The 26244-nt window shown below is 49.5% G+C and carries 25 protein-coding genes and 2 tRNA genes; 19 read left to right on the forward strand and 8 right to left on the reverse strand.

All coding sequences use genetic code 11. The features are described 5' to 3' along the window. Positions 1-152 precede the first annotated feature (152 nt). From FFT88_RS00810 to ldtE, 10 genes are all read left to right on the forward strand, one after another. Positions 153-3209: an FAD-binding and (Fe-S)-binding domain-containing protein gene (locus FFT88_RS00810; protein WP_135405842.1), complete on the forward strand. Its 3057-nt coding sequence runs from the start codon at positions 153-155 to the stop codon at positions 3207-3209. Then, entirely contained in the window at positions 3206-3616 is a 411-nt protein-coding gene (gene menI, locus FFT88_RS00815) for a 1,4-dihydroxy-2-naphthoyl-CoA hydrolase (RefSeq protein ID WP_130257778.1), read from the forward strand. The genes FFT88_RS00810 and menI overlap by 4 nt, the downstream gene beginning before the upstream one ends. 98 nt (positions 3617-3714) lie before the next feature. After that, positions 3715-3903 carry a YdiH family protein gene (locus FFT88_RS00820; RefSeq protein ID WP_088376204.1) on the forward strand — a complete coding sequence of 63 codons (189 nt, stop codon included), beginning with the start codon at positions 3715-3717 and terminating at the stop codon, positions 3901-3903. A 553-nt stretch (positions 3904-4456) separates the two neighbouring features. Next, the gene (gene sufA, locus FFT88_RS00825; protein WP_135405843.1) at positions 4457-4825 is read left to right on the forward strand and encodes a Fe-S cluster assembly scaffold SufA; all 369 of its coding nucleotides are present in this window, start codon (positions 4457-4459) and stop codon (positions 4823-4825) included. An 8-nt stretch (positions 4826-4833) separates the two neighbouring features. Beyond that, positions 4834-6321 (forward strand): Fe-S cluster assembly protein SufB, encoded by a 1488-nt coding sequence (gene sufB, locus FFT88_RS00830; protein ID WP_097438869.1) that lies wholly within the window; start codon positions 4834-4836, stop codon positions 6319-6321. Between the two features lie 9 nt (positions 6322-6330). Further along, entirely contained in the window at positions 6331-7077 is a 747-nt protein-coding gene (gene sufC, locus FFT88_RS00835) for a Fe-S cluster assembly ATPase SufC (RefSeq protein ID WP_000948872.1), read from the forward strand. Then, entirely contained in the window at positions 7052-8323 is a 1272-nt protein-coding gene (gene sufD / locus FFT88_RS00840) for a Fe-S cluster assembly protein SufD (RefSeq protein WP_135405844.1), read from the forward strand. The genes sufC and sufD overlap by 26 nt, the downstream gene beginning before the upstream one ends. Beyond that, a complete protein-coding gene (gene sufS, locus FFT88_RS00845; RefSeq protein WP_135405845.1) occupies positions 8320-9540 on the forward strand; it encodes a cysteine desulfurase SufS in 1221 nt (406 codons plus the stop codon). Before sufD ends, sufS begins: the two co-directional genes overlap by 4 nt. Positions 9541-9552: 12 nt before the next feature. Then, positions 9553-9969, forward strand: a complete 417-nt coding sequence (sufE, locus tag FFT88_RS00850; RefSeq protein WP_130224699.1) for a cysteine desulfuration protein SufE — start codon at positions 9553-9555, stop codon at positions 9967-9969. A gap of 148 nt (positions 9970-10117) precedes the next feature. Further along, positions 10118-11122: a L,D-transpeptidase LdtE gene (ldtE, locus tag FFT88_RS00855; protein ID WP_130208226.1), complete on the forward strand. Its 1005-nt coding sequence runs from the start codon at positions 10118-10120 to the stop codon at positions 11120-11122. Between the two features lie 63 nt (positions 11123-11185). Here the strand turns inward: ldtE and lpp are convergent, their stop codons facing one another. The 3 genes from lpp to FFT88_RS25790 all read right to left on the reverse strand — a co-directional run bounded on the left by lpp (position 11186) and on the right by FFT88_RS25790 (position 13347). Continuing rightward, entirely contained in the window at positions 11186-11422 is a 237-nt protein-coding gene (gene lpp / locus FFT88_RS00860; protein WP_000648420.1) for a murein lipoprotein Lpp, read from the reverse strand. Positions 11423-11732: 310 nt separating this feature from the next. Continuing rightward, positions 11733-13145, reverse strand: coding sequence for a pyruvate kinase PykF (gene pykF, locus FFT88_RS00865; protein WP_064530058.1), 1413 nt, complete (start codon positions 13143-13145; stop codon positions 11733-11735). 7 nt (positions 13146-13152) lie between these two features. Next, positions 13153-13347: a hypothetical protein gene (locus FFT88_RS25790; protein ID WP_242664678.1), complete on the reverse strand. Its 195-nt coding sequence runs from the start codon at positions 13345-13347 to the stop codon at positions 13153-13155. A 350-nt stretch (positions 13348-13697) separates the two neighbouring features. Here FFT88_RS25790 and fumD point away from each other — a divergent pair, with 350 nt between their 5' ends. From fumD to ydhT, 7 genes are all read left to right on the forward strand, one after another. Beyond that, positions 13698-13907: a fumarate hydratase FumD gene (gene fumD, locus FFT88_RS00870; RefSeq protein WP_000528337.1), complete on the forward strand. Its 210-nt coding sequence runs from the start codon at positions 13698-13700 to the stop codon at positions 13905-13907. Positions 13908-14366: 459 nt separating this feature from the next. Beyond that, positions 14367-14993: a ferredoxin-like protein gene (locus FFT88_RS00875; RefSeq protein WP_130218947.1), complete on the forward strand. Its 627-nt coding sequence runs from the start codon at positions 14367-14369 to the stop codon at positions 14991-14993. Between the two features lie 20 nt (positions 14994-15013). Continuing rightward, the gene (locus tag FFT88_RS00880; protein ID WP_130224705.1) at positions 15014-17116 is read left to right on the forward strand and encodes an aldehyde ferredoxin oxidoreductase; all 2103 of its coding nucleotides are present in this window, start codon (positions 15014-15016) and stop codon (positions 17114-17116) included. 12 nt (positions 17117-17128) lie between these two features. Next, the gene (locus FFT88_RS00885; RefSeq protein WP_130218951.1) at positions 17129-17779 is read left to right on the forward strand and encodes a YdhW family putative oxidoreductase system protein; all 651 of its coding nucleotides are present in this window, start codon (positions 17129-17131) and stop codon (positions 17777-17779) included. A 69-nt stretch (positions 17780-17848) separates the two neighbouring features. Further along, the gene (locus FFT88_RS00890; protein WP_135405846.1) at positions 17849-18517 is read left to right on the forward strand and encodes a 4Fe-4S dicluster domain-containing protein; all 669 of its coding nucleotides are present in this window, start codon (positions 17849-17851) and stop codon (positions 18515-18517) included. After that, positions 18514-19299, forward strand: coding sequence for a thiosulfate reductase cytochrome B subunit (gene phsC, locus FFT88_RS00895; protein WP_135405847.1), 786 nt, complete (start codon positions 18514-18516; stop codon positions 19297-19299). Before FFT88_RS00890 ends, phsC begins: the two co-directional genes overlap by 4 nt. A 3-nt stretch (positions 19300-19302) precedes the next feature. After that, positions 19303-20115, forward strand: a complete 813-nt coding sequence (gene ydhT, locus FFT88_RS00900) for a protein YdhT (protein ID WP_135405848.1) — start codon at positions 19303-19305, stop codon at positions 20113-20115. A 10-nt stretch (positions 20116-20125) separates the two neighbouring features. Here ydhT and FFT88_RS00905 read toward each other — a convergent pair whose 3' ends face one another. The 4 genes from FFT88_RS00905 to FFT88_RS00920 all read right to left on the reverse strand — a co-directional run bounded on the left by FFT88_RS00905 (position 20126) and on the right by FFT88_RS00920 (position 22432). Beyond that, positions 20126-21730 (reverse strand): FAD-NAD(P)-binding protein, encoded by a 1605-nt coding sequence (locus FFT88_RS00905; RefSeq protein ID WP_135405849.1) that lies wholly within the window; start codon positions 21728-21730, stop codon positions 20126-20128. Positions 21731-21855: 125 nt separating this feature from the next. Then, a complete protein-coding gene (locus FFT88_RS00910) occupies positions 21856-22161 on the reverse strand; it encodes a monooxygenase (protein ID WP_130218959.1) in 306 nt (101 codons plus the stop codon). Between the two features lie 113 nt (positions 22162-22274). Continuing rightward, a tRNA-Val gene (locus FFT88_RS00915) sits at positions 22275-22351 on the reverse strand. 4 nt (positions 22352-22355) lie between these two features. Next, a tRNA-Val gene (locus FFT88_RS00920) sits at positions 22356-22432 on the reverse strand. Positions 22433-22740: 308 nt separating this feature from the next. Here FFT88_RS00920 and FFT88_RS00925 point away from each other — a divergent pair. Continuing rightward, the gene (locus FFT88_RS00925; RefSeq protein ID WP_135405850.1) at positions 22741-23997 is read left to right on the forward strand and encodes an AIDA repeat-containing protein; all 1257 of its coding nucleotides are present in this window, start codon (positions 22741-22743) and stop codon (positions 23995-23997) included. Between the two features lie 39 nt (positions 23998-24036). Here the strand turns inward: FFT88_RS00925 and mdtK are convergent, their stop codons facing one another. Continuing rightward, a complete protein-coding gene (gene mdtK, locus FFT88_RS00930; protein ID WP_130218963.1) occupies positions 24037-25410 on the reverse strand; it encodes a multidrug efflux MATE transporter MdtK in 1374 nt (457 codons plus the stop codon). Positions 25411-25625: 215 nt separating this feature from the next. On the opposite strand from mdtK, the gene FFT88_RS00935 reads away from it, so the two are divergent. Beyond that, positions 25626-26243 (forward strand): riboflavin synthase, encoded by a 618-nt coding sequence (locus tag FFT88_RS00935; RefSeq protein ID WP_064530047.1) that lies wholly within the window; start codon positions 25626-25628, stop codon positions 26241-26243. Position 26244: the final 1 nt, after the last annotated feature.

Raw genomic sequence — 26244 nt, forward strand, 5'->3', positions numbered from 1 at the left:
TTTTGTAAGCTCCTGGAGTTCACTCGCTTGCCGCCTTCCTGCAACTCGAAATCCATAGAGTAAACAAACATCACCTTTCAGTGCGCTATTGCAGCAGCCTGAAAGAACAGTGTATCGACCTACATCACAGACCGCAGGAAAGGGTCACTATAATGATTCCACAGATTTCCCAGGCACCCGGCGTCGTTCAACTGGTGCTTAATTTTTTGCAAGAGCTGGAGCAACAAGGTTTTACCGGCGATACGGCGACAAGTTATGCCGATCGTCTGACAATGTCGACCGACAACAGTATTTACCAACTTCTCCCCGATGCGGTGGTATTTCCGCGTTCAACCGCAGATGTGGCGTTAATTGCCCGTCTGGCCGCGCAGGAACGCTATTCATCGCTGATCTTTACCCCCCGCGGCGGCGGTACCGGCACTAACGGTCAGGCGCTCAACCAGGGGATTATTGTTGATATGTCCCGCCATATGAACCGCATCATCGAAATTAACCCTGAAGAGGGCTGGGTGCGCGTTGAGGCCGGGGTGATAAAAGACCAACTCAATCAGTACCTGAAACCATTTGGCTACTTTTTTGCGCCAGAACTTTCGACCAGCAACCGGGCAACGCTCGGCGGGATGATCAATACCGATGCATCAGGTCAGGGATCGCTGGTCTATGGCAAAACGTCAGATCACGTGTTGGGCGTGCGGGCGGTGTTGTTGGGGGGCGATATTCTCGATACGCAACCTTTACCTGTCGAACTTGCTGAAACGTTGGGTAAAACCAATACCACGATTGGGCGGATCTACAACACTGTCTATCAACGTTGCCGCCAGCAACGCCAATTAATCATCGACAAATTCCCCAAACTTAACCGTTTTCTTACCGGTTACGATCTGCGTCATGTCTTTAACGATGAGATGACCGAGTTCGACCTGACGCGCATTCTGACCGGATCAGAAGGGACGCTGGCCTTTATTACCGAAGCGCGGCTCGATATTACGCGCTTGCCTAAAGTGCGCCGTCTGGTGAACGTCAAATATGACTCTTTTGACTCCGCGCTACGTAATGCGCCGTTTATGGTTGAGGCGCGTGCGCTTTCGGTAGAGACGGTGGACTCAAAAGTGCTGAATCTGGCGCGGGAAGATATTGTCTGGCATTCCGTCAGCGAACTGATTACCAATGTGCCAGACAAAGAGATGCTCGGGCTGAACATTGTTGAATTTGCCGGAGATGATGAGGCGCTGATTGACGAGCGGGTAAATTCACTCTGTGCGCGGCTGGATGAACTGATTGCCAGCCAGCAGGCAGGGGTGATCGGCTGGCAGGTGTGCAGTGAGCTGGCAGGTGTTGAGCGTATTTATGCAATGCGCAAAAAAGCCGTCGGCCTGCTCGGCAATGCCAAAGGTGCAGCCAAACCGATTCCATTTGCCGAAGATACCTGCGTGCCGCCGGAACATCTGGCAGATTATATTGCTGAATTTCGCGCGCTGCTCGACAGCCACGGTTTAAGTTATGGCATGTTTGGCCACGTCGACGCTGGTGTTTTGCACGTCCGTCCAGCGCTGGATATGTGCGATCCGCAACAAGAGATGTTGATGAAGCAAATCTCTGATGACGTGGTGGCGCTGACTGCAAAATACGGTGGCTTGTTATGGGGCGAGCACGGTAAAGGTTTTCGTGCCGAATACAGTCCGGCGTTTTTCGGTGAAGAGCTTTTCGCAGAGCTACGCAAGGTTAAAGCGGCGTTTGATCCGCATAACCGACTAAATCCAGGGAAAATCTGCCCACCAGAAGGTATTGACGCGCCAATGATGAAAGTGGACGCGGTAAAGCGTGGCACGTATGACCGACAAATCCCCATCGCGGTACGCCAGCAGTGGCGCGGCGCTATGGAATGCAATGGCAACGGTTTGTGCTTCAACTTTGATGCCCGCAGCCCGATGTGTCCGTCAATGAAGATAACTCAGAACCGCATTCATTCACCGAAAGGGCGTGCAACACTGGTGCGTGAATGGTTACGTTTGCTGGCGGATCGCGGCGTTGACCCTCTAAAACTGGAGCAAGAGCTACCAGAGTCTGGCGTCAGCTTGCGCACGTTAATTGCCCGTATGCGCAATAGCTGGCATGCAAATAAAGGCGAATATGACTTCTCGCACGAAGTGAAAGAGGCGATGTCGGGCTGCCTGGCCTGTAAAGCGTGTTCGACTCAGTGTCCGATCAAAATTGACGTACCGGAGTTTCGCTCTCGTTTCCTGCAACTCTATCACACGCGCTATCTACGCCCATTGCGCGATCATCTGGTGGCAACGGTCGAAAGTTACGCACCGCTGATGGCGCGTGCGCCAAAGACTTTTAACTTCTTCATTAACCAGCCGCTGGTGCGCAAACTCTCGGAAAAACACATCGGTATGGTCGATTTGCCGCTGCTTTCAGTGCCGTCGCTGCAACAACAAATGGTGGGGCATCGCTCGGCAAACATGACGCTGGAACAGCTTGAAGCGCTCAGTTCAGAACAGAAAGCACGCACGGTGCTGGTAGTGCAGGATCCTTTCACCAGTTATTACGATGCGCAGGTGGTGGCGGATTTTGTTCGTCTGGTCGAAAAATTAGGTTTCCAGCCAGTGCTGTTGCCATTCTCACCGAATGGTAAAGCGCAGCATATCAAAGGCTTTCTTAATCGTTTTGCGAAGACGGCGAAAAAGACGGCGGATTTTCTCAACCGTATGGCGAAACTGGGGATGCCAATGGTGGGGGTCGATCCGGCGCTGGTGCTCTGTTATCGCGATGAATATAAACTGGCTCTGGGCGAGGCGCGTGGCGAGTTTAACGTCTTACTGGCGAATGAATGGCTGGCAAGCGCACTTCAGTCACAGCCAGTGACAGCAGTCAGCGGTGAATCATGGTATTTCTTTGGTCACTGTACTGAAGTTACCACCTTGCCGGGGGCGCCAGCACAATGGGCCGCGATATTTGCCCGTTTTGGCGCGAAACTGGAAAATGTCAGCGTGGGTTGCTGCGGCATGGCAGGGACTTACGGACATGAGGCGAAAAACCATAAAAACTCGCTCGGGATCTATGAGTTATCCTGGCATCAGGCAATGCAGCGTCTGCCGCGTAATCGCTGTCTGGCGACCGGGTATTCTTGCCGCAGCCAGGTTAAACGGGTTGAAGGGACGGGGGTACGCCATCCCGTGCAGGCATTACTGGAGATTATTAAATGATCTGGAAACGTAAAATCACCCTGGAAGCACTGAATGCTATGGGTGAAGGAAACATGGTGGGGTTGCTGGATATTCGCTTTGAACATATTGGTGATGACACCCTTGAAGCGACAATGCCAGTAGACTCGCGGACAAAGCAGCCTTTCGGGTTACTGCATGGAGGTGCATCCGTGGTGCTGGCCGAAAGTATTGGTTCCGTTGCCGGGTATTTATGTACCGAAGGTGAGCAAAAAGTGGTTGGCCTGGAAATCAATGCTAACCATGTTCGCTCAGCACGAGAAGGGCGGGTACGCGGCGTTTGTAAACCGCTGCATCTCGGTTCACGGCATCAGGTCTGGCAGATCGAAATATTCGATGAAAACGGGCGTTTGTGTTGTTCATCACGATTGACGACCGCCATTTTGTGACGTTGTCACCAGAAAAGTGTGATGCATATTGCTTTTGGTTATTATCTGCGCAGTAAACGGTGGTATACTGTGCAGGTCTTGTCTAAAGCGAGGATGCTATGTCTACTCAACTTAATCCCACCCAGCTGGCTATCGAATTTTTACGCCGTGACCAAAGCAATCTTTCACCCGCTCAATATCTCAAGCGTCTGAAACAACTAGAACTTGAATTTGCTGATCTGCTTACTCTTTCGTCTACGGAACTGAAAGAAGAAATCTACTTCGCCTGGCGTCTGGGCGTGCATTAATCCCTACTGAACATAGTCTGAACGCCCATCGACCTGGATTAACATCTGTCCAGGTCTGACGATTATTTTCTGACCGCCCTCCCGTTGTTACCTGCCTGATATTGCTCAAAAATAATACAAATCGCAGTTTGTGTTAAAACGGCGACGCAGTCTTATGAGATTATTCTTATCGCCCCTTCAAGAGCTAAGCCACTTTGAGTGCCGGAGATAAGCGCCGGATGGGGTAGAAACCCTTAAGCCTGTGATGCACAGACTTAAGGGTTTTCTTATTTCAGAACTCGCCACTTTTTTACCTATCTCTTAAATAGTCATTTTCGATACAACTTTTTCTTTTCCATCACAGCCTTAACACCCACTCGATAATAATCATTATCTAACAATGAGATACCTAATTCTTAGCATGCCTGTTAACCCTCTCATCAGGGTCTATGCTTATTAAATACAGGCAAAAAGCATGTTTTACGCTAAAGCCCCTGCGTTTGCTGGGTTGAACTGATAATCATTATCACTAACATGCTGTTATCCGCTGAAAGCGATGAAGTGAGGTAAATCGATGGACATGCATTCAGGAACGTTTAATCCACAGGATTTCGCCTGGCAAGGCTTAACGTTAACACCCGCAGCCGCGGCGCATATACGTGAGTTAGTCGCGAAGCAGTCGGGCATGGTTGGCGTGCGTTTAGGCGTCAAACAAACAGGCTGCGCGGGCTTTGGCTATGTGCTCGACAGCGTCAGCGAGCCAGAGAAAGATGATCTGCTGTTTGAACGTGACGGCGCGAAGCTGTTCGTCCCGCTGCAAGCGATGCCGTTTATTGATGGCACGGAAGTCGATTTCGTTCGCGAAGGACTCAATCAGATATTCAAATTTCACAACCCGAAAGCCCAGAATGAATGTGGCTGTGGCGAAAGCTTTGGGGTATAGGCGGTACTATGTCTCGTAATACTGAAGCAACTGACGATGTCAAAACCTGGACCGGCGGCCCGCTGAATTATAAAGAAGGATTCTTCACCCAGTTAGCCACCGATGAGCTGGCAAAGGGGATAAACGAAGAGGTGGTGCGCGCAATTTCGGCGAAGCGTAATGAGCCGGAGTGGATGCTGGAGTTTCGTCTCAACGCCTACCGCGCATGGCTGGAGATGGAAGAGCCGCACTGGCTGAAAGCGCACTACGACAAGCTGAATTATCAGGATTACAGCTACTACTCGGCACCATCGTGCGGTAATTGTGACGACAACTGCGCGTCTGAACCCGGCGCGGTGCAGCAAACTGGCGCGAACGCCTTTTTAAGTAAAGAGGTGGAGGCGGCGTTTGAGCAGCTAGGCGTTCCCGTGCGGGAAGGCAAAGAGGTGGCGGTGGATGCCATTTTCGACTCTGTTTCGGTTGCCACCACTTATCGCGAAAAACTGGCGGAGCAGGGAATTATCTTCTGTTCCTTTGGCGAGGCGATTCACGATCACCCGGAACTGGTGAAGAAATATCTCGGCACTGTGGTACCCGGGAATGACAACTTCTTTGCCGCGCTTAATGCGGCAGTGGCCTCTGACGGTACGTTTATTTATGTGCCTAAAGGCGTGCGCTGCCCGATGGAGCTCTCCACCTATTTCCGCATTAACGCGGAAAAAACCGGGCAGTTTGAGCGCACCATTCTGGTGGCCGATGAAGACAGCTACGTCAGCTACATTGAAGGCTGTTCAGCTCCGGTGCGTGACAGCTATCAGTTACACGCGGCGGTGGTGGAAGTCATCATCCATAAAAACGCCGAGGTGAAATATTCCACGGTACAAAACTGGTTCCCTGGCGATAACAACACCGGCGGTATTCTCAACTTCGTCACCAAGCGTGCTTTGTGCGAAGGCGAAAACAGCAAAATGTCATGGACGCAATCAGAAACCGGGTCAGCGATTACGTGGAAATATCCCAGCTGCATTTTGCGCGGCGATAACTCCATTGGTGAGTTTTACTCAGTAGCGCTGACCAGCGGTCATCAGCAAGCGGATACCGGCACCAAGATGATCCATATCGGTAAAAACACCAAATCGACCATTATCTCGAAAGGGATCTCTGCCGGACATAGTCAGAACAGTTATCGCGGATTAGTGAAAATCATGCCGACGGCGACCAATGCGCGCAATTTCACTCAGTGCGACTCAATGCTGATTGGCGCTAATTGTGGGGCGCATACCTTCCCGTATGTCGAATGTCGCAATAACAGCGCACAACTGGAGCACGAGGCAACGACATCACGTATTGGTGAAGATCAACTGTTTTACTGCCTGCAACGCGGGATCAGCGAAGAAGACGCCATCTCGATGATTGTTAACGGTTTCTGCAAAGACGTGTTCTCGGAACTGCCGCTGGAATTTGCCGTTGAAGCACAAAAACTCCTCGCCATCAGTCTTGAACACAGCGTCGGATAAGGAATAAACATGTTAAGTATTAAAGATTTACACGTCAGCGTGGAAGATAAAGCTATCCTGCGCGGATTAAGCCTCGACGTTCGTCCCGGCGAAGTTCACGCCATTATGGGGCCAAACGGTTCGGGTAAAAGTACCTTATCGGCAACGCTTGCCGGGCGCGAAGATTATGAAGTGACGGGCGGCACGGTTGAGTTTAAAGGCAAAGATTTGCTTGCGCTGTCGCCGGAAGATCGTGCAGGTGAAGGCATTTTTATGGCCTTCCAGTATCCGGTGGAAATTCCCGGCGTCAGTAACCAGTTTTTCCTGCAAACGGCACTTAATGCGGTGCGCAGCTATCGCGGCCAGGAAACGCTCGACCGCTTTGATTTTCAGGATTTGATGGAAGAAAAAATTGCTCTCCTGAAGATGCCGGAAGATTTACTCACGCGTTCGGTCAACGTTGGTTTTTCTGGTGGTGAGAAAAAGCGCAACGATATTTTGCAAATGGCGGTGCTGGAACCGGAACTGTGCATTCTTGATGAGTCGGACTCCGGGCTCGATATCGACGCATTAAAGGTGGTCGCCGATGGCGTGAACTCGCTGCGTGACGGCAAGCGTTCATTCATCATTGTTACGCACTACCAACGCATTCTTGACTACATCAAGCCTGATTACGTCCATGTTCTGTATCAGGGGCGAATTGTGAAATCCGGTGATTTCACGTTGGTCAAGCAACTGGAGGAGCAGGGTTATGGCTGGCTTACCGAACAGCAGTAATGCGCTGCAACAGTGGCATCATTTGTTTGAAGCTGAAGGGGCGAAACGTTCTCCAGAAGCACAGCAGCATTTACAACAATTGCTGCGTACCGGGCTGCCGACACGTAAACATGAGCACTGGAAATATACGCCGCTGGAAGGGCTGACCAATAGCCAGTTTGTCAGCATTGCGGGTGAGATATCCCCGCAACAACGCGATGCCTTAGCGTTAACGTTAGACGCCGTGCGGTTGGTGTTTGTCGATGGACGTTACATGCCAGCGCTGAGCGATGCAACTGAAGGCAGCGGGTATGATGTAAGCGTTAACGACGACCGTCAGGGATTGCCCGACGCTATTCAGGCGGAAGTGTTTCTGCATTTGACGGAAAGCCTGGCACAAAGCGTGACGCATATCGCCGTGAAGCGCGGTCAACGGCCGGCAAAGCCATTGCTGTTAATGCATATCACCCAGGGCGTGGCAGGTGAAGAGGTGAATACTGCCCATTACCGACATCATCTGGATCTGGCGGAAGGTGCCGAAGCAACGGTGATTGAACATTTTGTCAGTCTTAATGATGCTCGTCATTTCACTGGCGCACGGTTCACTATCAACGTCGCAGCGAACGCCCACTTGCAGCATATCAAGCTGGCGTTTGAAAACCCGGTCAGCCACCACTTTGCGCATAATGACTTGCTGCTGGCAGACGATGCCACGGCATTTAGCCACAGTTTCCTGCTTGGCGGCGCCGTGTTACGACACAACACCAGTACGCAACTCAATGGCGAAAACAGCACGCTGCGCATCAATAGCCTGGCGATGCCGGTGAAAAACGAAGTGTGTGATACCCGCACCTGGCTGGAACACAATAAAGGTTTTTGTAATAGCCGCCAGTTGCACAAAACTATCGTCAGCGACAAAGGTCGCGCGGTGTTTAACGGTTTGATCAACGTCGCGCAGCACGCCATCAAGACTGACGGCCAGATGACCAACAATAATCTGCTGATGGGTAAACTGGCGGAAGTGGATACCAAACCACAGCTGGAAATCTATGCTGATGATGTGAAATGCAGCCACGGTGCGACGGTGGGGCGTATTGATAACGAACAGATGTTCTATCTGCGTTCGCGCGGGATCAATCAACAGGATGCCCAGCAGATGATTATCTACGCCTTTGCCGCCGAACTGACGGAAGCATTGCGTGATGATGGGCTCAAACAGCAGGTGCTGGCCCGAATCGGTCAACGGCTGCCGGGAGGTGCAAGATGACTTTTTCCGTCGACAAAGTGCGGGCCGACTTTCCGGTGCTTTCGCGTGAGGTGAACGGTCTGCCACTGGCTTATCTCGACAGCGCCGCCAGTGCGCAGAAACCGAGCCAGGTGATTGACGCCGAGGCTGAGTTTTATCGTCACGGCTACGCGGCGGTGCATCGCGGTATTCATACCTTAAGCGCCCAGGCGACCGAGAAAATGGAGAACGTGCGCAAGCGGGCATCGCTGTTTATTAATGCCCGTTCGGCGGAAGAGCTGGTGTTTGTCCGCGGCACGACGGAAGGAATCAATCTGGTCGCCAATAGCTGGGGCAACAGCAACGTGAGATCAGGCGACAATATCATCATTAGTCAAATGGAACATCATGCCAATATTGTTCCCTGGCAAATGCTTTGCGCGCGTGTTGGCGCAGAGTTGCGTGTGATCCCGCTTAACCCGGACGGCACACTGCAACTGGATACACTGCCCAATCTGTTCGACGAGAAAACTCGCCTGCTGGCAATTACCCATGTCTCCAACGTGCTGGGGACGGAAAATCCGCTGGCGGAGATGATCACGCTTGCGCACCAGCATGGCGCAATAGTGCTGGTGGATGGCGCTCAGGCGGTGATGCATCATCCGGTGGATGTTCAGGCACTGGATTGCGATTTCTACGTTTTCTCCGGGCATAAACTGTATGGTCCCACCGGCATTGGCGTGCTGTATGTCAAAGAAGCCTTGTTGCAGGAGATGCCGCCGTGGGAAGGTGGCGGTTCTATGATTGCCACCGTCAGCCTGAGTGAAGGCACTACCTGGACCAAAGCGCCGTGGCGGTTTGAAGCCGGTACGCCCAATACCGGAGGTATTATTGGCCTTGGCGCGGCGCTGGAGTATGTTTCGGCGCTTGGGCTTAACAACATTGCCGAGTATGAACAAAATCTGATGCATTACGCATTGTCGCAGTTGGCTGCGGTGCCGGATCTTACGCTCTATGGCCCGCCGGACAGACTTGGCGTTATTGCCTTTAATCTCGGTAAACACCACGCCTATGACGTCGGCAGTTTTCTTGATAACTACGGTATTGCTGTGCGTACCGGACATCACTGCGCAATGCCATTAATGGCCTATTACAACGTACCCGCGATGTGTCGGGCGTCGCTGGCAATGTACAACACCCATGAAGAAGTGGATCGTCTGGTAACTGGATTGCAACGTATTCATCGTCTACTGGGGTAAAAGGGAGGCTCTATGGCTGTATTGCCGGATAAAGAAAAATTGCTGCGTAACTTTTTACGCTGCACCAACTGGGAAGAGAAATATCTCTACATTATTGAACTGGGACAGCGTCTGCCGGAATTAGGCGACGAAGACAGAAGCCCGCAAAATAGTATTCAGGGATGCCAGAGTCAGGTATGGATTGTAATGCGTCAGAATGCGCAGGGAATTATTGAATTGCAGGGCGACAGCGATGCGGCCATTGTGAAAGGGCTTATTGCGGTCGTTTTTATTCTCTACGATCAAATGACGCCGCAGGATATTGTCCATTTCGATGTGCGTCCGTGGTTTGAAAAAATGGCGCTCACCCAACATCTCACTCCATCACGCTCACAAGGTCTGGAAGCGATGATTCGCGCAATTCGCGCCAAAGCCGCTGCACTTAGCTAAACTAAAGGAACAGCTTTCATCCGGTAGGCTCACTTTGCCGGGTGGTCGATGTTTACACTGGCCTGCACAGGAGTGTTTCGGTTTCAGGTAAACATAAGCGCCATCCGTCGTTTCAGCGTGAGCCACCGGCAAATACAGGAGGTTTACAATGAAACGCGCGTCTTTACTAACACTGACTCTTATCGGCGCTTTCAGCGCCATTCAGGCAGCCTGGGCGGTAGATTACCCGCTCCCACCAACCGGAAGCCGACTGGTTGGGCAAAATCAAACCTATACGGTGCAAGAGGGGGATAAAAACCTTCAGGCTATTGCCCGTCGTTTTGATACTGCGGCAATGTTGATCCTTGAAGCCAATAACACAATTGCTCCGGTGCCAAAACCAGGCACGACAATAACCATTCCTTCGCAACTGTTATTACCTGATGCACCGCGCCAGGGGATAATTGTGAACCTTGCGGAACTGCGTCTTTATTATTATCCGCCGGGAGAAAATATCGTGCAGGTCTACCCGATAGGCATTGGCTTGCAGGGGCTGGAAACGCCAGTGATGGAAACACGGGTAGGGCAGAAAATCCCCAATCCTACCTGGACGCCCACGGCGGGTATTCGTCAGCGTTCACTGGAGCGAGGCATCAAATTACCGCCAGTTGTTCCAGCCGGGCCGAATAACCCTCTGGGACGCTACGCACTGCGCCTGGCGCACGGCAACGGCGAATACCTCATTCATGGCACCAGTGCGCCGGACAGCGTCGGTTTGCGCGTCAGTTCAGGCTGTATGCGTATGAACGCGCCGGACATTAAAGCACTGTTCTCCAGTGTGAGAACGGGAACGCCGGTAAGAGTGATCAACGAACCGGTAAAATACTCTGTAGAACCGAACGGGATGCGTTATGTTGAAGTGCATCGACCGCTATCGGCAGAAGAACAGCAGAACGTTCAGACAATGCCGTACGCACTGCCTGCAGGCTTCACGCAATTTAAAGACAATAAGGCTGTAGATCAGAAGTTAGTCGATAAAGCATTGTATCGTCGGGCAGGGTATCCGGTTGCGGTAAGCAGTGGAGCAACTCCAGTAGCCAGCAATGCGTCTGCAGTAGAGTCAGCGCAGAATGGTGAACCAGAGCAAGGAAATATGTTACGCGCGACGCAATAGGCGTAATGAGCAGGCAAAAAAAATGGCGCACAATGTGCGCCATTTTTCACTTCACAGGTACTATTACTTGCGGTATTTAGTAGCCATGTTGTCCAGACGCTGGTTAGCACGAGCTGCGTCATCTTTAGCAGCCTGAACGTCGGAACGCATTGCGTTCACGTCGTTGCTCAGCTGGTCAACTTTAGCGTTCAGAGTCTGAACGTCAGAAGACAGCTGATCGATTTTAGCGTTGCTGGAGCAACCTGCCAGCAGAGTAGAACCCAGGATTACCGCGCCCAGTACCAGTTTAGTAGCTTTCATTATTAATACCCTCTAGATTGAGTTAATCTCCATGTAGCGTTACAAGTATTACACAAAGTTTTTTATGTTGAGAATATTTTTTTGATGGGAAGGCACTTATTTTTGATCGTTCGCTCAAAGAAACATCGAACGCTTGGTTTTAGATAAAAAAAATGAGAGAAAACAGGATGGTTCCATCGGATTCATCTTAGATAAAGTGAGATTATATAGTGAAATCCGATTTGATTTTTTATTGCTTCTGGTTATCGATTAAATAAAAAAAGCGCCCATCAGGGCGCTTCGATATACAAATTAATTCACAAAAGCAATATTACAGGACGTGAACAGATGCGGTGTTGGTAGTACCGCTCGGTACCAGCGCGCCAGAAACCATGACTACGACGTCGCCTTTGTGCGCCAGACCGCTCTGCAGCGCCAGTTCTTTACCCAGACGGTAGAAATCATCAGTAGAGGTAATTTCTTTAACCAGCTGCGGTACAACGCCTTTGCTCAGTACCAGCTGATGAGCCGTTTTTTCGTTGGTGGTCAGCGCCAGAATGGTTGCATCCGGGAAGTATTTACGTACTGCACGAGCAGATTTACCGCCCTGGGTCGCTACGACGATCAGCGGAGCATCCAGTTTTTCAGCAGTTTCAACTGCGCCACGGCAAACCGCTTCGGTGATACGCAGTTTACGGTTGTCGTTGTTGAACTCGAGACGGCTGTTCATCACGCGGTCGGTACGTTCGCAGATGGTCGCCATGATAGAAACAGCTTCCAGCGGATATTTACCTTTTGCGGATTCTCCAGACAGCATTACTGCGTCGGTGCCGTCGAGGATGGCGTTGGCTACGTCACCGGCTTCTGCGCGAGTCGGACGTGGGTTTTTGATCATGGAATCCAGCATCTGGGTCGCAGTGATAACGACTTTACGTGCACGGATACATTTTTCGATCATCATCTTCTGGGCGAAGATAACTTCTTCAACCGGAATTTCTACACCCAGGTCGCCACGTGCAACCATGATGCCATCAGATGCTTCGAGGATTTCGTCGAAGTTATTGAGGCCTTCCTGGTTTTCGATTTTGGAGATGATTTGGATGTTTTCGCCGCCGTGCGCTTTCAGGTGCTCACGGATTTCGACAACGTCAGAACGTTTACGGATAAAGGAAGCAGCAACAAAGTCTACGCCTTGTTCGCAACCGAAGATCAGGTCCTGTTTGTCTTTTTCTGCCAGTGCCGGCAGGGCGATGGAAACGCCTGGCAGGTTCACACCTTTGTTCTCGCCCAGGTCACCGTTGTTCAGTACTTTACAGATAACTTTGTTACCTTCGATAGCGGTAACTTCCATACCGATCAGACCATCGTCAACCAGTACGGTGTTGCCTACGGACAGGTCGGTGGTGAAACCTTCATAAGTTACCGCAACCATTTCGCTGTTGCCGATAACAGATTTGTCAGTGGTGAAAGTAAAGGTCTGGCCTGCTTTCAGGGAAACGTCGTTACCGCCTTCCAGTTTCATGGTGCGGATTTCCGGACCTTTGGTATCGAGCAGGATAGCGGCAGTTTTACCGGTTTTGCTCATCACGTTGCGCAGGTTCTGAATGCGCTGACCGTGTTCTGCATAGTCACCATGAGAGAAGTTCAGACGCATGACGTTCATGCCCGCGTCCAGCATTTTAGCTAACATCTCTTCAGATTCGGTTTTTGGGCCGATGGTGCAAACAATTTTGGTCTTTTTCATGACAGTCTTAGTCTTTAAGTTGAGAAGGATAGGAGAAACTTGCTTTCTGGGCGCACTGCCGGAAAGCGAATCCGGTATTACGAAAGTGATGGTGCCTCGCTCTAAGGATAGGTGACATCGAAAAAGCGTGCAGAGGAATGTGTGCTTGTGTCTCAGCCCAACGTGAGTGCCTGTTTTTGAGTCGTTGAGTTCTACAGTCCAAAGTGCTGAAACCATTCAAGAGTCAATTGGCGCGGATTATACGCTGAATTTAATCAAAAAGGAAAACAAAAACAGCGTTTCAAAAACATTCATGCATATACACAATAAACTGTTATCAAAGATTTAACGTCCTCGATAGCAGATTACGCAAAATCATCGCTGTTTGCGCAACGGGAAGGCGATGGCTGGAAGGCGGAGGATGACAGGAGTAAAGACAGAGTGCATACCTTCGTTACACAACAGATGCAATTATAATAATTTATCGAGTTATTTGTTTGATTTTGTTTGTTTTTTGTTTAAGTGATGAGATTGATATATGCTGATAACTGGCATGATAAATGGGTGTTAATAATGGGCAACCGGACAAAAGATGATGAACTGTACCGCGAAATGTGCAGAGTGGTAGGGAAAGTGGTGTTGGAGATGCGTGACCTGGGCCAGGAGCCAAAACACATCGTCATCGCTGGTGTGCTGCGTACAGCATTAGCAAATAAACGTATCCAACGCAGCGAATTAGAAAAGCAGGCGATGGAAACAGTCATTAATGCACTGGTGAAATAATTGTTCGGGGATAGCGTGTAACGCCTTATCCCCTCTGTTTTATTATATCGTCACATGTAAGTTTATTTTTATAAATGGATGTAAGGCAACCATATTAATTGCGATATGTATTTAATTTTATAGCGAATTAACTATTTCTATATTCTGGAATGTATATCACAAATTATTGTAGAGTAAATGAAATTCATTTCAAATGATAACAAATATCACTCCGCTTTTAATCTTCTGCTTTCCGTTTTTAATTGATAACGATCAATGTTAAGGACTAAGAATAATCACATTATTTTTTCTCCTAACCATAAAGGATTAGTTTACTTGCGTTAAATCATGTCTCATACGCTATCGGGTTAGGACAAAAATATCTGGTGTTGGAGGCATAGTCAGCAGCGTATTAGTTGAATGCTTAATATCAGGCTGCTGAATTGTCAGCACTGTGTTTGCGAAGAGGATGCGAAATAAATGAACCCGGTTGAACGTCCACTATTAGATATTGGCTTAACGCGATTAGAGTTCTTGCGTATATCAGGAAAAGGTCTTGCTGGTTTAACAATAGCCCCTGCGTTATTGTCACTTTTGGGCTGTAAACAGGAAGATGTCGATAGCGGCACGGTGGGGCTAATAAACACGCCCAAAGGCGTGTTAGTTACCCAGCGTGCGCGTTGCACCGGCTGCCACCGCTGTGAAATCTCCTGTACCAACTATAACGATGGCGCCGTTGGTACTTTTTTTTCCCGCATCAAAATCCATCGTAATTATTTCTTTGGCGACAAGGGCGTAGGTTCCGGTGGCGGCTTATACGGCGATCTGAATTATACCGCCGACACCTGCCGCCAGTGTAAAGATCCTCAATGCATGAACGTCTGCCCGATTGGCGCGATTACCTGGCAGCAGGAAGAGGGATGTATAACCGTCGATCATAAACGTTGCATTGGTTGTAGCGCCTGTACCACTGCGTGTCCGTGGATGATGGCCACCGTAAATACTGAAACTAAAAAATCCTCGAAATGTGTGTTGTGCGGTGAATGCGCAAACGCCTGCCCGACAGGGGCGTTAAAAATTATCGAGTGGAAAGATATTACTGTGTGAATCTTGCAAAGGAAAAAATCATGGCTAACGGTTGGACTGGTAATATATTAAGAGTCAATCTTACTACAGGAAATATTACCCTCGAAGATTCCAGTAAGTTTAAAGATTTTGTCGGTGGTATGGGCTTTGGCTACAAAATTATGTATGACGAAGTACCTCCAGGCACCAAACCTTTCGATGAAGCAAATAAATTAGTTTTTGCTACGGGGCCGTTGACAGGGTCTGGTGCACCCTGTAGTTCTCGCGTAAATATCACATCACTTTCCACATTTACCAAAGGAAATTTAGTCGTCGACGCCCATATGGGCGGCTTTTTTGCTGCACAAATGAAATTCGCCGGATACGACGTCATTATTATCGAGGGTAAAGCGAAATCACCGGTCTGGCTAAATATAAAAGATGACAAAGTTAGCCTGGAGAAAGCCGATTTCTTGTGGGGGAAAGGGACGCGTGCAACCACGGAAGAAATTTGCCGTTTAACCAGCCCTGAAACCTGTGTAGCGGCTATTGGTCAGGCGGGTGAAAATCTTGTGCCTCTCTCTGGCATGCTGAATAGTCGTAACCACAGTGGCGGCGCGGGAACTGGCGCAATAATGGGCTCCAAAAACCTGAAAGCGATTGCGGTTGAAGGGACAAAAGGAGTCAACATTGCCGATCGCCAGGAGATGAAACGGCTCAATGACTATATGATGACCGAACTTATTGGCGCTAATAACAATCATGTCGTGCCAAGTACGCCGCAATCGTGGGCAGAGTACTCTGATCCCAAGTCGCGCTGGACAGCTCGTAAAGGGCTGTTTTGGGGCGCAGCGGAAGGCGGCCCGATTGAAACAGGAGAAATCCCGCCTGGCAATCAAAACACGGTCGGTTTCCGCACCTATAAATCTGTCTTTGATTTAGGTCCGGCAGCAGAGAAATACACCGTCAAAATGAGTGGCTGCCACTCATGTCCAATTCGTTGTATGACCCAGATGAACATTCCTCGGGTTAAAGAGTTTGGTGTACCCAGTACAGGTGGCAACACCTGTGTCGCTAACTTTGTCCACACCACCATCTTCCCGAACGGGCCGAAAGATTTTGAAGATAAAGATGATGGCCGGGTAATTGGTAATCTGGTCGGTCTGAATCTGTTCGATGACTACGGGCTGTGGTGTAACTACGGGCAGTTGCATCGCGACTTTACCTATTGTTACAGCAAAGGAGTGTTTAAGCGCGTTCTGCCTGCTGAAGAGTATGCGGAAATTCGTTGGGATCAACTGGAAGCTGGCGACGTTAATTTCATTAAAGATTTTTACTACCGTCTGGCGCATCGCGTGGGTGAGTTGAGTCATCTGGCTGATGGCTCGTATGCCATTGCTGAACGCTGGAATTTGGGTGAAGAGTACTGGGGCTACGCAAAAAATAAACTCTGGTCGCCGTTTGGTTATCCGGTTCACCATGCCAATGAAGCGTCGGCACAGGTCGGCTCTATCGTTAACTGCATGTTCAACCGTGACTGTATGACGCATACGCATATCAACTTTATCGGCTCCGGTTTGCCGTTGAAACTGCAGCGTGAAGTGGCAAAAGAACTTTTTGGCTCTGAAGATGCTTACGATGAAACCAAAAACTACACGCCGATCAATGACGCCAAAATTAAATATGCCAAATGGTCGCTGTTGCGGGTTTGTTTGCATAACGCCGTCACCCTGTGCAACTGGGTCTGGCCAATGACCGTTTCGCCACTGAAAAGCCGTAATTATCGTGGCGACCTTGCGCTGGAAGCCAAATTCTTTAAAGCAATCACTGGCGAAGATATGACGCAGGAAAAATTAGATTTAGCTGCTGAGCGTATCTTTACGTTACATCGTGCCTACACGGTAAAACTGATGCAAACCAAAGATATGCGCAATGAGCATGACCTGATCTGCTCCTGGGTATTTGATAAAGATCCGCAGATTCCGGTCTTCAGTGAAGGTACTGACAAAATGGACCGCGATGATATGCACCAGTCACTCACGCTGTTCTACAAGGAAATGGGCTGGGACCCACAGCTTGGTTGTCCAACGCGAGAAACGCTTCATCGACTCGGGCTGGAAGATATTGCCGCCGATCTGGCGACACATAACCTGCTACCAGCATAAGGAACCGGCGTAATGAGCCAGCAGGAGGAAATGACACAACTGGAAGCGCCTGATATTGACGTGACTAAGCGTCAATGGCTGCACAGTATGCGTCAGCCCGATGACACTGCGAACGATGCGGTTACAGGGCCTGAACCGGCTGAAATTCTGGCGGAGTTTATCCGCCAGCATTCGACGGCGGGTCAACTGGTTGCACGCGCCGTGTTCCTGTCGCCGCCATATTCGGTTGCTGAAGAGGATCTTTCTGCATTGCTGGAAAGCATACGGCAGAGTTCAGATTTCGCAGATATCGCCTGTATGACGGGCAGTAAAGATGATTATTACTACTCAACGCAAACCATGAGCGAAAACTATGCCGCTATGTCTTTGCAGGTTGTTGAGCAGGACATCTGTCGGGCCATTGCACACGCCGTTCGCTTCGAATGCCAGACGTATCCCCGGCCTTATAAGGTCGCCATGCTGACGCAAGCGCCATATTACTACCAGGAAGCGCAGATTGAAGCCGCGCTCGCCGCGATGGATATCGCTCCTGAGTATGCCGATATACGCCAGGTGACGTCATCGACGGCTGTGTTGTACCTGTTTAGCGAGCGTTTTATGAGCTATGGCAAAGCTTATGGCTTATGTGAATGGTTCGAGGTTGAGCAGTTTCAGAATCCCTGAAGTTTCAGGGAGATATCATGGATAGGGTGGACAGTCGCAGCCACAGCCACAGCATTAGAGGATAATAAGATGTCCTTCACTCGACGCAAATTTGTTCTGGGGATGGGAACGGTAATCTTTTTTACCGGTTCAGCACCTTCTTTGTTAGCGAGCACCAGACAAGGAAAGGAAGTTCGATATGCCATGATTCACGATGAATCACGGTGCAATGGCTGTAATATTTGCGCCAGAGCATGCCGTAAAACTAACCATGTACCGGCAGAGGGAAGTCGTTTGTCTATCGCGCATATCCCGGTCACCGATAACAATAACGAAACGCTGTATCACTTTTTTCGCCAGTCATGCCAGCACTGTGAAGATGCTCCTTGCATCGACGTTTGCCCCACAGGGGCATCGTGGCGTGATGAACAGGGGATCGTGCGGGTAGAAAAATCACAATGCATTGGCTGTAGCTACTGCATCGGCGCATGCCCGTATCAGGTTCGTTACCTTAATCCACTGACCAAAGTAGCGGATAAATGTGATTTCTGTGCCGAGTCTCGGCTGGCAAAAGGTTTTCCGCCCATCTGCGTTAGCGCCTGTCCGGAACATGCGTTGATCTTTGGTCGCGAAGATAGCCCAGAAATTCAGGCGTGGTTACAGGAAAATAAATACTATCAATATCAGCTGCCTGGTGCCGGGAAACCGCATCTGTATCGCCGGTTCGGTCAACATTTGATTAAAAAGGAAAATGTATGAACCCGTCGCAAAATGCTGAACAATTTCATAACCAGTTGGCAAACTATGTACCGCAGTTTTCTCCCGAATTTTGGCCTGTGTGGTTGGTCATTGCCGGGCTGCTGCTGGTCGGGATGTGGTTAGTGTTGGGGCTTCACGCCTTGCTTCGCGCTCGTGGTAAAAAGAAATCCTCCACTGGTCATGGCGAGAAGGTTTATCTCTACAGCAGGGCGGTGAGATTATGGCACTGGTCGAATGCGTTACTCTTTGTCTTGTTGCTGGCAAGTGGGCTAATCAATCACTTTGCGCTGGTGGGCGTTGCTGCAGTCAAAAGTCTGGTTGCCGTACATGAAGTTTGTGGATTCCTGCTACTGGCATGCTGGCTTGGCTTTATTCTCATTAATGCCGTTGGGGGTAATGGTCATCACTACATTATCCGTCGTCAGGGCTGGCTGGGGCGAGCGGCTAAACAAACGCGGTTTTATCTGCTTGGAATTATGCAAGGGGAAGATCATCCATTTTCTGCAACAACACAGTCTAAATTCAATCCATTGCAGCAAGCAGCTTATGTTGCTGTGATGTATGGATTGCTGCCGCTGTTATTGTTGACGGGGCTGCTATGCCTTTACCCGCAAACCGTGGGGGACGTGTTCCCTGGCGTAAGATACTGGTTATTGCAGGCGCATTTTGCTCTGGCAGTTATAAGCCTCTTTTTTATCTTCGGCCATCTCTATCTTTGCACCACGGGGCGTACTCCGCACGAAACTTTTAAATGTATGGTCGATGGCTATCACCGGCATTAACGAATGATCATTACACGAGCTGATCTGCGAGAGTGGCGTGTAGGCGCGGTTATGTACCGCTGGTTTCTGCGCCGTTTTCCGCAAGGTGGAATTTATGCCGATATTCACCACGCCCTGATTGGCGAAGGATTTACTGACTGGGCGGAAAGTCTGGTTGAGTACGCCTGGAAAAAATGGCTGGCAGACGAAAATTTCGCCCGTCAGGAAGTTTCCTCAATGCAAAAACTGGCCAAAGGCCCCGTAGAGATACCCTTTTGCAGTCAGTTCGCCCGGGCCGACGATCACGCACGCGTCGGCTGTTGTGAGGATAACGCCAGAATCGCAACCGTGGGGTATGCTGCGCAAATTGCCAGCATGGGTTATAGCGTGCGGATTGGCAGTGTCGGATTTAACAGCCATATCGGTAGCTCAGGTGAACGTGCTCGTGTTGCTGTAACCGGCAATTCCTCGCGGATAAGCAGCGCCGGAGACAGCAGTCGTATTGCGAATACCGGAATGCGAGTACGCGTTTGTACATTGGGTGAACGGTGTCATGTCGCCAGTAATGGCGATCTGGTGCAAATCGCCAGCTTTGGCACAAACGCCAGGATTGCAAACAGCGGCGATAACGTTCATATCATCGCCAGTGGTGAAAATTCAACGGTAGTGAGTGCGGGCGTGGTGGATTCAATTATTCTCGGGCCAGGAGGCAGCGCCGCGCTGGCGTATCATGACGGCGAAAGAGTGCGCTTTGCCGTAGCCGTTGAAGGTGAAAATAATATTCGCGCTGGAGTTCGCTATCGTCTGAATGAGCAGCATCAATTTGTGGAATGCTGACTCTTTTACCTTAATCAAACGACAGACGTCGGCGTGCGCGGGATGCTGGCTTAACGACGGCCTGCGCCATAGCCTCACCAATTTCAGCACAAGCCGTAAGCCCCTGAACGAAAGGCCGATCGTGCATTAGCCAGGGCAACGCGCCGAACGCCACGCGACCACGAACGTCTTCCGGTTGCTGTAGCGTATAATCTTCACCGACATCAGGGATTTCATCGCCTGTTTTCTGTAGCTGTGCACGTAGTCCAGGGAAAGGAATGTCTTTCACTTTGAGCGGGCGCTGCCCACGAGCATCAATAAAAACGTCAAACGAGTAGCTGCTGTCCGCTGTTTTCAGCATTGTGTGCGTTTTGTCGATTTCCATATCGTAGTCCTCACCGAGAGCGAGAATATGGATAATTCCCGCCTCGCGCAAAGCCAGTAAGCGCTTTATAGATTCAGAAGGAATAGCCGCATAATTGTCGATAAATACTCTGGCAAGGCCTTTACTGAACCGTTTATGGTCGTGCTCATTCAGATGCGGAACAATTTCCTGTACGGCTTCATGCAGGCGAAGAATGACATAGCGCCAGGGAACGGTATGTTTTTCACGTTTATTTCGCTCGACTTCTGCTAAGTTTTTTTCTGCCCAGGCAAATGGATCATGCTGTTTACGGTCGGCAAACCAGGCTTGCGCGAAGGTATCGACATTCAGGCTCTCTATCGCAATATGTCGGCTCCAGTCAGGATCAGCCGAAGTAATCTCTCGCACTATAAGTTTAAATACCCGTTCCAGAAGGCCCTGTGCACCTTTTTCAATTTCCGCGTTCAGGGCCTGTTCAGTGACAATGCATAGAGGTTCGTAGGGAATTGGGCAATAGAAATCGGCTTCTGGCAAAATACCTGTGCGTGACATCAATGTAATACTGAGTTTTTCACTGTCGCTATCGCGCTGAAACAGAATGCGTTGATTATCTTTTTCAATAAAGGAACCATGCTGGATAGCAACCGCCATTGCGGCATCCAGTCCGCTTAAGGATGTTCCCATAATGCCCACGCGACAGGCTTCAATTTTCGCTTCCATTAACCCTGACCACGGGCTGGGGAAATATGTTCGGCTTGCCTGTTCTTCGTCAGGCCAGACGTGACCGGTGGCTATTACGGCTAAATCAAACGTCTCAACTGGCAAATCCCGATCTGTGAAGATAAGCACGCCAGAGCCTGTGACTTGCAGATCAGTCACCTGACAAGATTCATAAACGTTGATTTCAAATTGCTGCAGCCGTGCTTGCTCTACCAACCGTAAAAAGCGATCACGGAAATATTCTCCTAACAAAATCCTCGGCAAAAACTGGCGTTCGTGCAAGCTTTCCTTTTTAACGCCATAACGTTGCAGATGGCTGGCCTCTTGCTTTTGTAGCCATTCGAGATACGTACAATAAATCGGCGGTATTTCAATACTGGCAATATTTGCCAGCATCATTTTTGAGTTTTCCTCATCACTGTATGGCATCCCGACACCGGCCTCGTCAGCCTGCTCGAAGATAGAAATAGAAAGTGGAGTTTGTTGCTGTAGAAGCGAGAATAAGGTGTAGATCCCCGTTGGCCCGGCACCCACAATAGCAATTTTTTTCATTGTTACTTACCTGTACGCATTCTTTCGAATTTAGTGTTATCAGATAAGTTTGGTTGAAATATTTAGAATTTGAGAAATTTCAGACAGGGATGAAAAGGGCGCTAACCGCCCTTGATTAAATTCTGTCAGGCCAGTTTTGCCTGATTGATTTGACTCAGTGGCTCATTGACATCGAAAACTTTGGCAATAACTTCTGCGACACCAAGATTTTTCAGGCGGGCAGTATGTTTGTCCAGATAAGCCAGGGCGCTTTTTTCATCGGTAAAAAGGTAGATCCCACCGGCTTCATGGTTCTTTTCACTTTCTGTCCACACCTTCCACAGAAAACCGGGTTCCTGATTAATCGACTCGGCAAGCGGTTTAAGTTGCTCAGCCATTTCGTCGCCAAACGGGCCATTAAAAGCAAAATGAAGTTGTAATAAAGTTGCCATAGCTATTCTCCTTCTGATAACGCATAAGAGGATAGTGTAAATCTTTTAACGTATTGGATACAGAGAAGAAACAGGAGAAACAAAAGGGAAGAGAAGACCAGATTAAGAAAATCTGGTGCGTCCGAGTGGACTCGAACCACCGACCCCCACCATGTCAAGGTGGTGCTCTAACCAACTGAGCTACGGACGCAGGATGGTGCGTTCAATTGGACTCGAACCAACGACCCCCACCATGTCAAGGTGGTGCTCTAACCAACTGAGCTATGAACGCAACGTTGTAGGTGACAACGGGGACGAATATTAGCGGCAGAGCGTGAAGGTGGCAAGAGGCAAATCGTAATTTTCTGCGGTATTTCTATCGTTTGCAGAGCTTTTAAGCAAATTGGCGATATTTTGTTGATTTGCAAGGGCGATTTTTGGCCAGAGATCATATTCAGATCTGATACAGCCGATTATCCTTCGACTCACAATGTAAAACAGAGACTTTGCCACCATATCAATTCTATCGTGGATAAATCCTTCGTAGCCTTTACACTTAGGTAGCGATAAAGGCACACAGATGCAGCAAAGGAATAAGTCATGGGATCTGATGCAAAAAACTTGATTAGCGACGGGAAAGTGCAAATTGTTCATGCTGGAGACGTTATCGGTGCGACTCAACTTACTGATGGCGAGTTGATTGTTGAGGCAGGCGGAAGAGCAGAAAATACCGTGGTCACAGACACTGGCTGGCTGAAAGTTGAAACTGGTGGAATCGCCAAATGTACACAGTACAGCAACAATGGCACGTTATCAGTCGGTGACGGCGCAATAGCCACTGACATTGTTCAGTCAGACGGTGGAGCGATTAGCCTCTCAACGCTCGCGACTGTTAATGGCCGCCATCCCGAAGGTGAATTTAGCGTTGATCAGGGCTATGCCTGCGGTTTATTGCTGGAGAATGGCGGTAATCTGCGGGTACTGGAGGGCCATCGCGCGGAAAAAATCATTCTGGATCAGGATGGTGGTTTGTTGGTCAACGGAACAGCATCAGCAGTTGTTGTAGATGAAGGTGGTGAACTGTTGGTTTACCCTGGTGGAGAAGCCATCAATGGTGAGATAAACCACGGCGGCGTTTTTATGCTGGCAGGTAAAGCCAGTGATACGCTGATTGCGGGTGGCACCATGAATAATCTCGGCGGTGAAGACATTCATACCATCGTTGAGAATGGCGCCGTTTATCGCCTGGGGACAGATGGTCTGCAACTCTACAGTTCTGGTAAGACTAAAAACCTGACAGTTAAAACCGGTGGGCGGGCTGAAGTGCATGCCGGTACGCTGGAAAACGCAGTGGTACAAAGTGGGACAGTGATTGTGATGCCTCCCACCAGTGCGGACGAAAAATTTGTCGTAGAAGAAGACTGCGCACCGGTTGAACTTACGGGGAGCGTTGCCTTACAGGACGGCGCTTCTATGATTGTTGGCTATGGCGCTGATCTGAAACAATCAACGATTACAGTCCAGCAGGAAGGCGTGTTGATCCTCGATGGCAGCACGGTTAAAGGTGACAATGTCACTTTCTCTGTTGGCAACCTGAATCTCGATGGTGGAAAGGTGTGGCTGATAACCTCAACAGCAACGTCTGTGCAGTTGAAGGTGAAACGTCTGCGAGGAGAAGGAACGATTTCCCTGCAAACCAGTGCGAAAGAAATTTCTCCAGAATTCATCAGTGTGAAAGGGGAAGTCAGCGGTGATATTCACGTTGAGATAACGGATGCCAGTCGGCAGCCTATTTGCAGCACACTTAAATTGCAGCCGGACGAAGATGGCATTGGCGCAACGCTCCAGTCAGCCTAAAATTAAGGCGCAATCTTTGCGGATTGCGCCTCCTTTTTTTTATCGAGATGCACGTTGCAAAATGATAGCCGATGGTAGACGTTGCAAGAAACGCATACGTAGCATCATCATAATGGCAGCAGAAGTCAGACCGATAATAAAGCCTATCCAGAAACCTGCCGGCCCCATCGGCTCAACTACCAGATTGGTCAATGCCAGGATATAACCACTTGGTAAACCCAACACCCAATACGCGATAAAGGTAATATAAAAAATAGATCGCGTATCTTTATAACCACGCAAAATCCCGCTACCGATTACCTGTATCGAGTCAGAAATCTGATACACCGCCGCCAGCAACATCAGGTGTGCAGCCAGTGTCACAACTTCTGGATTATCGTTATACAGAAGAGCGATCTGTTCCCGCAGTGAGATTGTAAAAATTGCCGTCATCGTGGCCATACAGACGCCAACCATAAGCCCGGTTCGTGCGGCAGTTTGCGCATCCAGCGTGGACCCCTGACCCAGACGATAACCCACACGGATAGTCACAGCCGCTGCCAGTGACATCGGAAGAACGAACATTAGCGAACTAAAGTTCAGGGCAATCTGGTGGCCTGCCACATCGACAATACCGAGCGGAGATACCAACAGCGCAACCACCGCAAACAGTGTTACTTCAAAGAACAGTGCCAGCGCGATAGGTAACCCCAGTTGCACAAGTCTTTTCATTACTGCCGGGTCTGGTTTAGCGGTGCCTTTTTCGTTGCGGATATCGCGCATAGAACGGGCATGTTTAATATAAGAAACCATAGCAAAGAACATTACCCAGTACACCGCCGCAGTCGCCACACCACAGCCGACGCCTCCGAGTTCAGGCATGCCGAAGTGACCATAAATAAAGATATAGTTAACCGGAATGTTCACCAGCAGGCCAATAAAGCCCATTACCATGCCGGGCTTGGTTTTTGCCAAACCTTCACACTGGTTACGAGCGACCTGGAAGAACAGATAGCCCGGAGCCCCCCACAATAGTGCACGCAGATAACCCACTGCTTTGTCGGCGAGGGCCGGATCGATATTTTGCATGGAGCGGATGATATAACCCGCATTCCACAGCACCAGCATAATAAGCACGGAGACGAAACCGGCCAGCCAGAAACCTTGTCGCACCTGATGCGCAATACGTTCACGGCGACCGGAACCATTCAATTGCGCGATGACTGGCGTCATTGCCAGCAGCAGTCCGTGACCGAAAAGAATCGCCGGGAGCCAGATAGAAGTACCAATGGCGACTGCCGCCATGTCGGTGGCGCTATAGCCGCCCGCCATGACGGTATCGACAAAACCCATCGCTGTTTGGGCGATTTGCGCGAGAATCACCGGGATTGCTAATGCTAATAACAGACGCGCTTCACTAATGTATTTCTGCACGTGAACACCTTTTATATTGTTGTTATATGAGAGACTAAAAAACCGCCTGAATGGGCAGCAAAAAGAAGAAGCAGGGGAAATTCAGTCTATTGTAGCGAGGATTTATTAATTCTCCAGTGAAAAAATAACCACTCAACCCCCTTTACTGGTAAGGACGTTTCCCACCTGCTATTGTGCTGAACAGAATGTCCTAACTGATTTCAGGAGTTGTAAGTATGTTTACGGGGATAGTGCAGGGCACCGCGAAGTTGGTGTCGATTGACGAGAAAGCAAATTTTCGAACCCATGTAGTGGAATTACCTGATTACATGTTGGATGGTCTGGAGACAGGCGCTTCTGTCGCGCATAACGGTTGCTGCCTGACTGTAACGGAAATTAACGGCAACCGTATCAGCTTTGATCTGATGAAAGAAACGTTACGAATAACAAACCTTGGCGATTTAAACGTTGGGGATTGGGTAAACGTAGAACGAGCTGCTAAATTCAGCGATGAAATCGGCGGACATTTAATGTCAGGTCATATTATGACCACCGCAGAAGTATCGAAAATAATAACATCAGAAAATAACCACCAGATCTGGTTCAAAGTACAGGATGAGCAGTTAATGAAATATATCCTGTATAAAGGGTTTATTGGTATTGATGGTATCAGCCTGACGGTTGGTGAAGTGACAGCGACCCGCTTTTGTGTGCATTTAATTCCGGAAACGCTGGAACGTACCACTCTCGGTAAGAAAAAACTCGGTGCACGCGTCAATATCGAAATCGATCCGCAAACTCAGGCCGTGGTAGATACTGTAGAACGTGTGTTGGCGGCACGGGAAAAGAAATAAA

The sequence above is a fragment of the Escherichia sp. E4930 genome (genome assembly GCF_005845405.1).
Classification (GTDB): domain Bacteria; phylum Pseudomonadota; class Gammaproteobacteria; order Enterobacterales; family Enterobacteriaceae; genus Escherichia.

Coding starts and splice junctions, on each gene's coding strand:
- FFT88_RS00810 (WP_135405842.1), top strand. CDS start 153: ATGATTCCACAGATTTCCCAGGCACCCGGCGTCGTTCAACTGGTGCTT.
- menI (WP_130257778.1), top strand. CDS start 3,206: ATGATCTGGAAACGTAAAATCACCCTGGAAGCACTGAATGCTATGGGT.
- FFT88_RS00820 (WP_088376204.1), top strand. CDS start 3,715: ATGTCTACTCAACTTAATCCCACCCAGCTGGCTATCGAATTTTTACGC.
- sufA (WP_135405843.1), top strand. CDS start 4,457: ATGGACATGCATTCAGGAACGTTTAATCCACAGGATTTCGCCTGGCAA.
- sufB (WP_097438869.1), top strand. CDS start 4,834: ATGTCTCGTAATACTGAAGCAACTGACGATGTCAAAACCTGGACCGGC.
- sufC (WP_000948872.1), top strand. CDS start 6,331: ATGTTAAGTATTAAAGATTTACACGTCAGCGTGGAAGATAAAGCTATC.
- sufD (WP_135405844.1), top strand. CDS start 7,052: ATGGCTGGCTTACCGAACAGCAGTAATGCGCTGCAACAGTGGCATCAT.
- sufS (WP_135405845.1), top strand. CDS start 8,320: ATGACTTTTTCCGTCGACAAAGTGCGGGCCGACTTTCCGGTGCTTTCG.
- sufE (WP_130224699.1), top strand. CDS start 9,553: ATGGCTGTATTGCCGGATAAAGAAAAATTGCTGCGTAACTTTTTACGC.
- ldtE (WP_130208226.1), top strand. CDS start 10,118: ATGAAACGCGCGTCTTTACTAACACTGACTCTTATCGGCGCTTTCAGC.
- lpp (WP_000648420.1), bottom strand. CDS start 11,422: ATGAAAGCTACTAAACTGGTACTGGGCGCGGTAATCCTGGGTTCTACT.
- pykF (WP_064530058.1), bottom strand. CDS start 13,145: ATGAAAAAGACCAAAATTGTTTGCACCATCGGCCCAAAAACCGAATCT.
- fumD (WP_000528337.1), top strand. CDS start 13,698: ATGGGCAACCGGACAAAAGATGATGAACTGTACCGCGAAATGTGCAGA.
- FFT88_RS00875 (WP_130218947.1), top strand. CDS start 14,367: ATGAACCCGGTTGAACGTCCACTATTAGATATTGGCTTAACGCGATTA.
- FFT88_RS00880 (WP_130224705.1), top strand. CDS start 15,014: ATGGCTAACGGTTGGACTGGTAATATATTAAGAGTCAATCTTACTACA.
- FFT88_RS00885 (WP_130218951.1), top strand. CDS start 17,129: ATGAGCCAGCAGGAGGAAATGACACAACTGGAAGCGCCTGATATTGAC.
- FFT88_RS00890 (WP_135405846.1), top strand. CDS start 17,849: ATGTCCTTCACTCGACGCAAATTTGTTCTGGGGATGGGAACGGTAATC.
- phsC (WP_135405847.1), top strand. CDS start 18,514: ATGAACCCGTCGCAAAATGCTGAACAATTTCATAACCAGTTGGCAAAC.
- ydhT (WP_135405848.1), top strand. CDS start 19,303: ATGATCATTACACGAGCTGATCTGCGAGAGTGGCGTGTAGGCGCGGTT.
- FFT88_RS00905 (WP_135405849.1), bottom strand. CDS start 21,730: ATGAAAAAAATTGCTATTGTGGGTGCCGGGCCAACGGGGATCTACACC.
- FFT88_RS00910 (WP_130218959.1), bottom strand. CDS start 22,161: ATGGCAACTTTATTACAACTTCATTTTGCTTTTAATGGCCCGTTTGGC.
- FFT88_RS00925 (WP_135405850.1), top strand. CDS start 22,741: ATGGGATCTGATGCAAAAAACTTGATTAGCGACGGGAAAGTGCAAATT.
- FFT88_RS00935 (WP_064530047.1), top strand. CDS start 25,626: ATGTTTACGGGGATAGTGCAGGGCACCGCGAAGTTGGTGTCGATTGAC.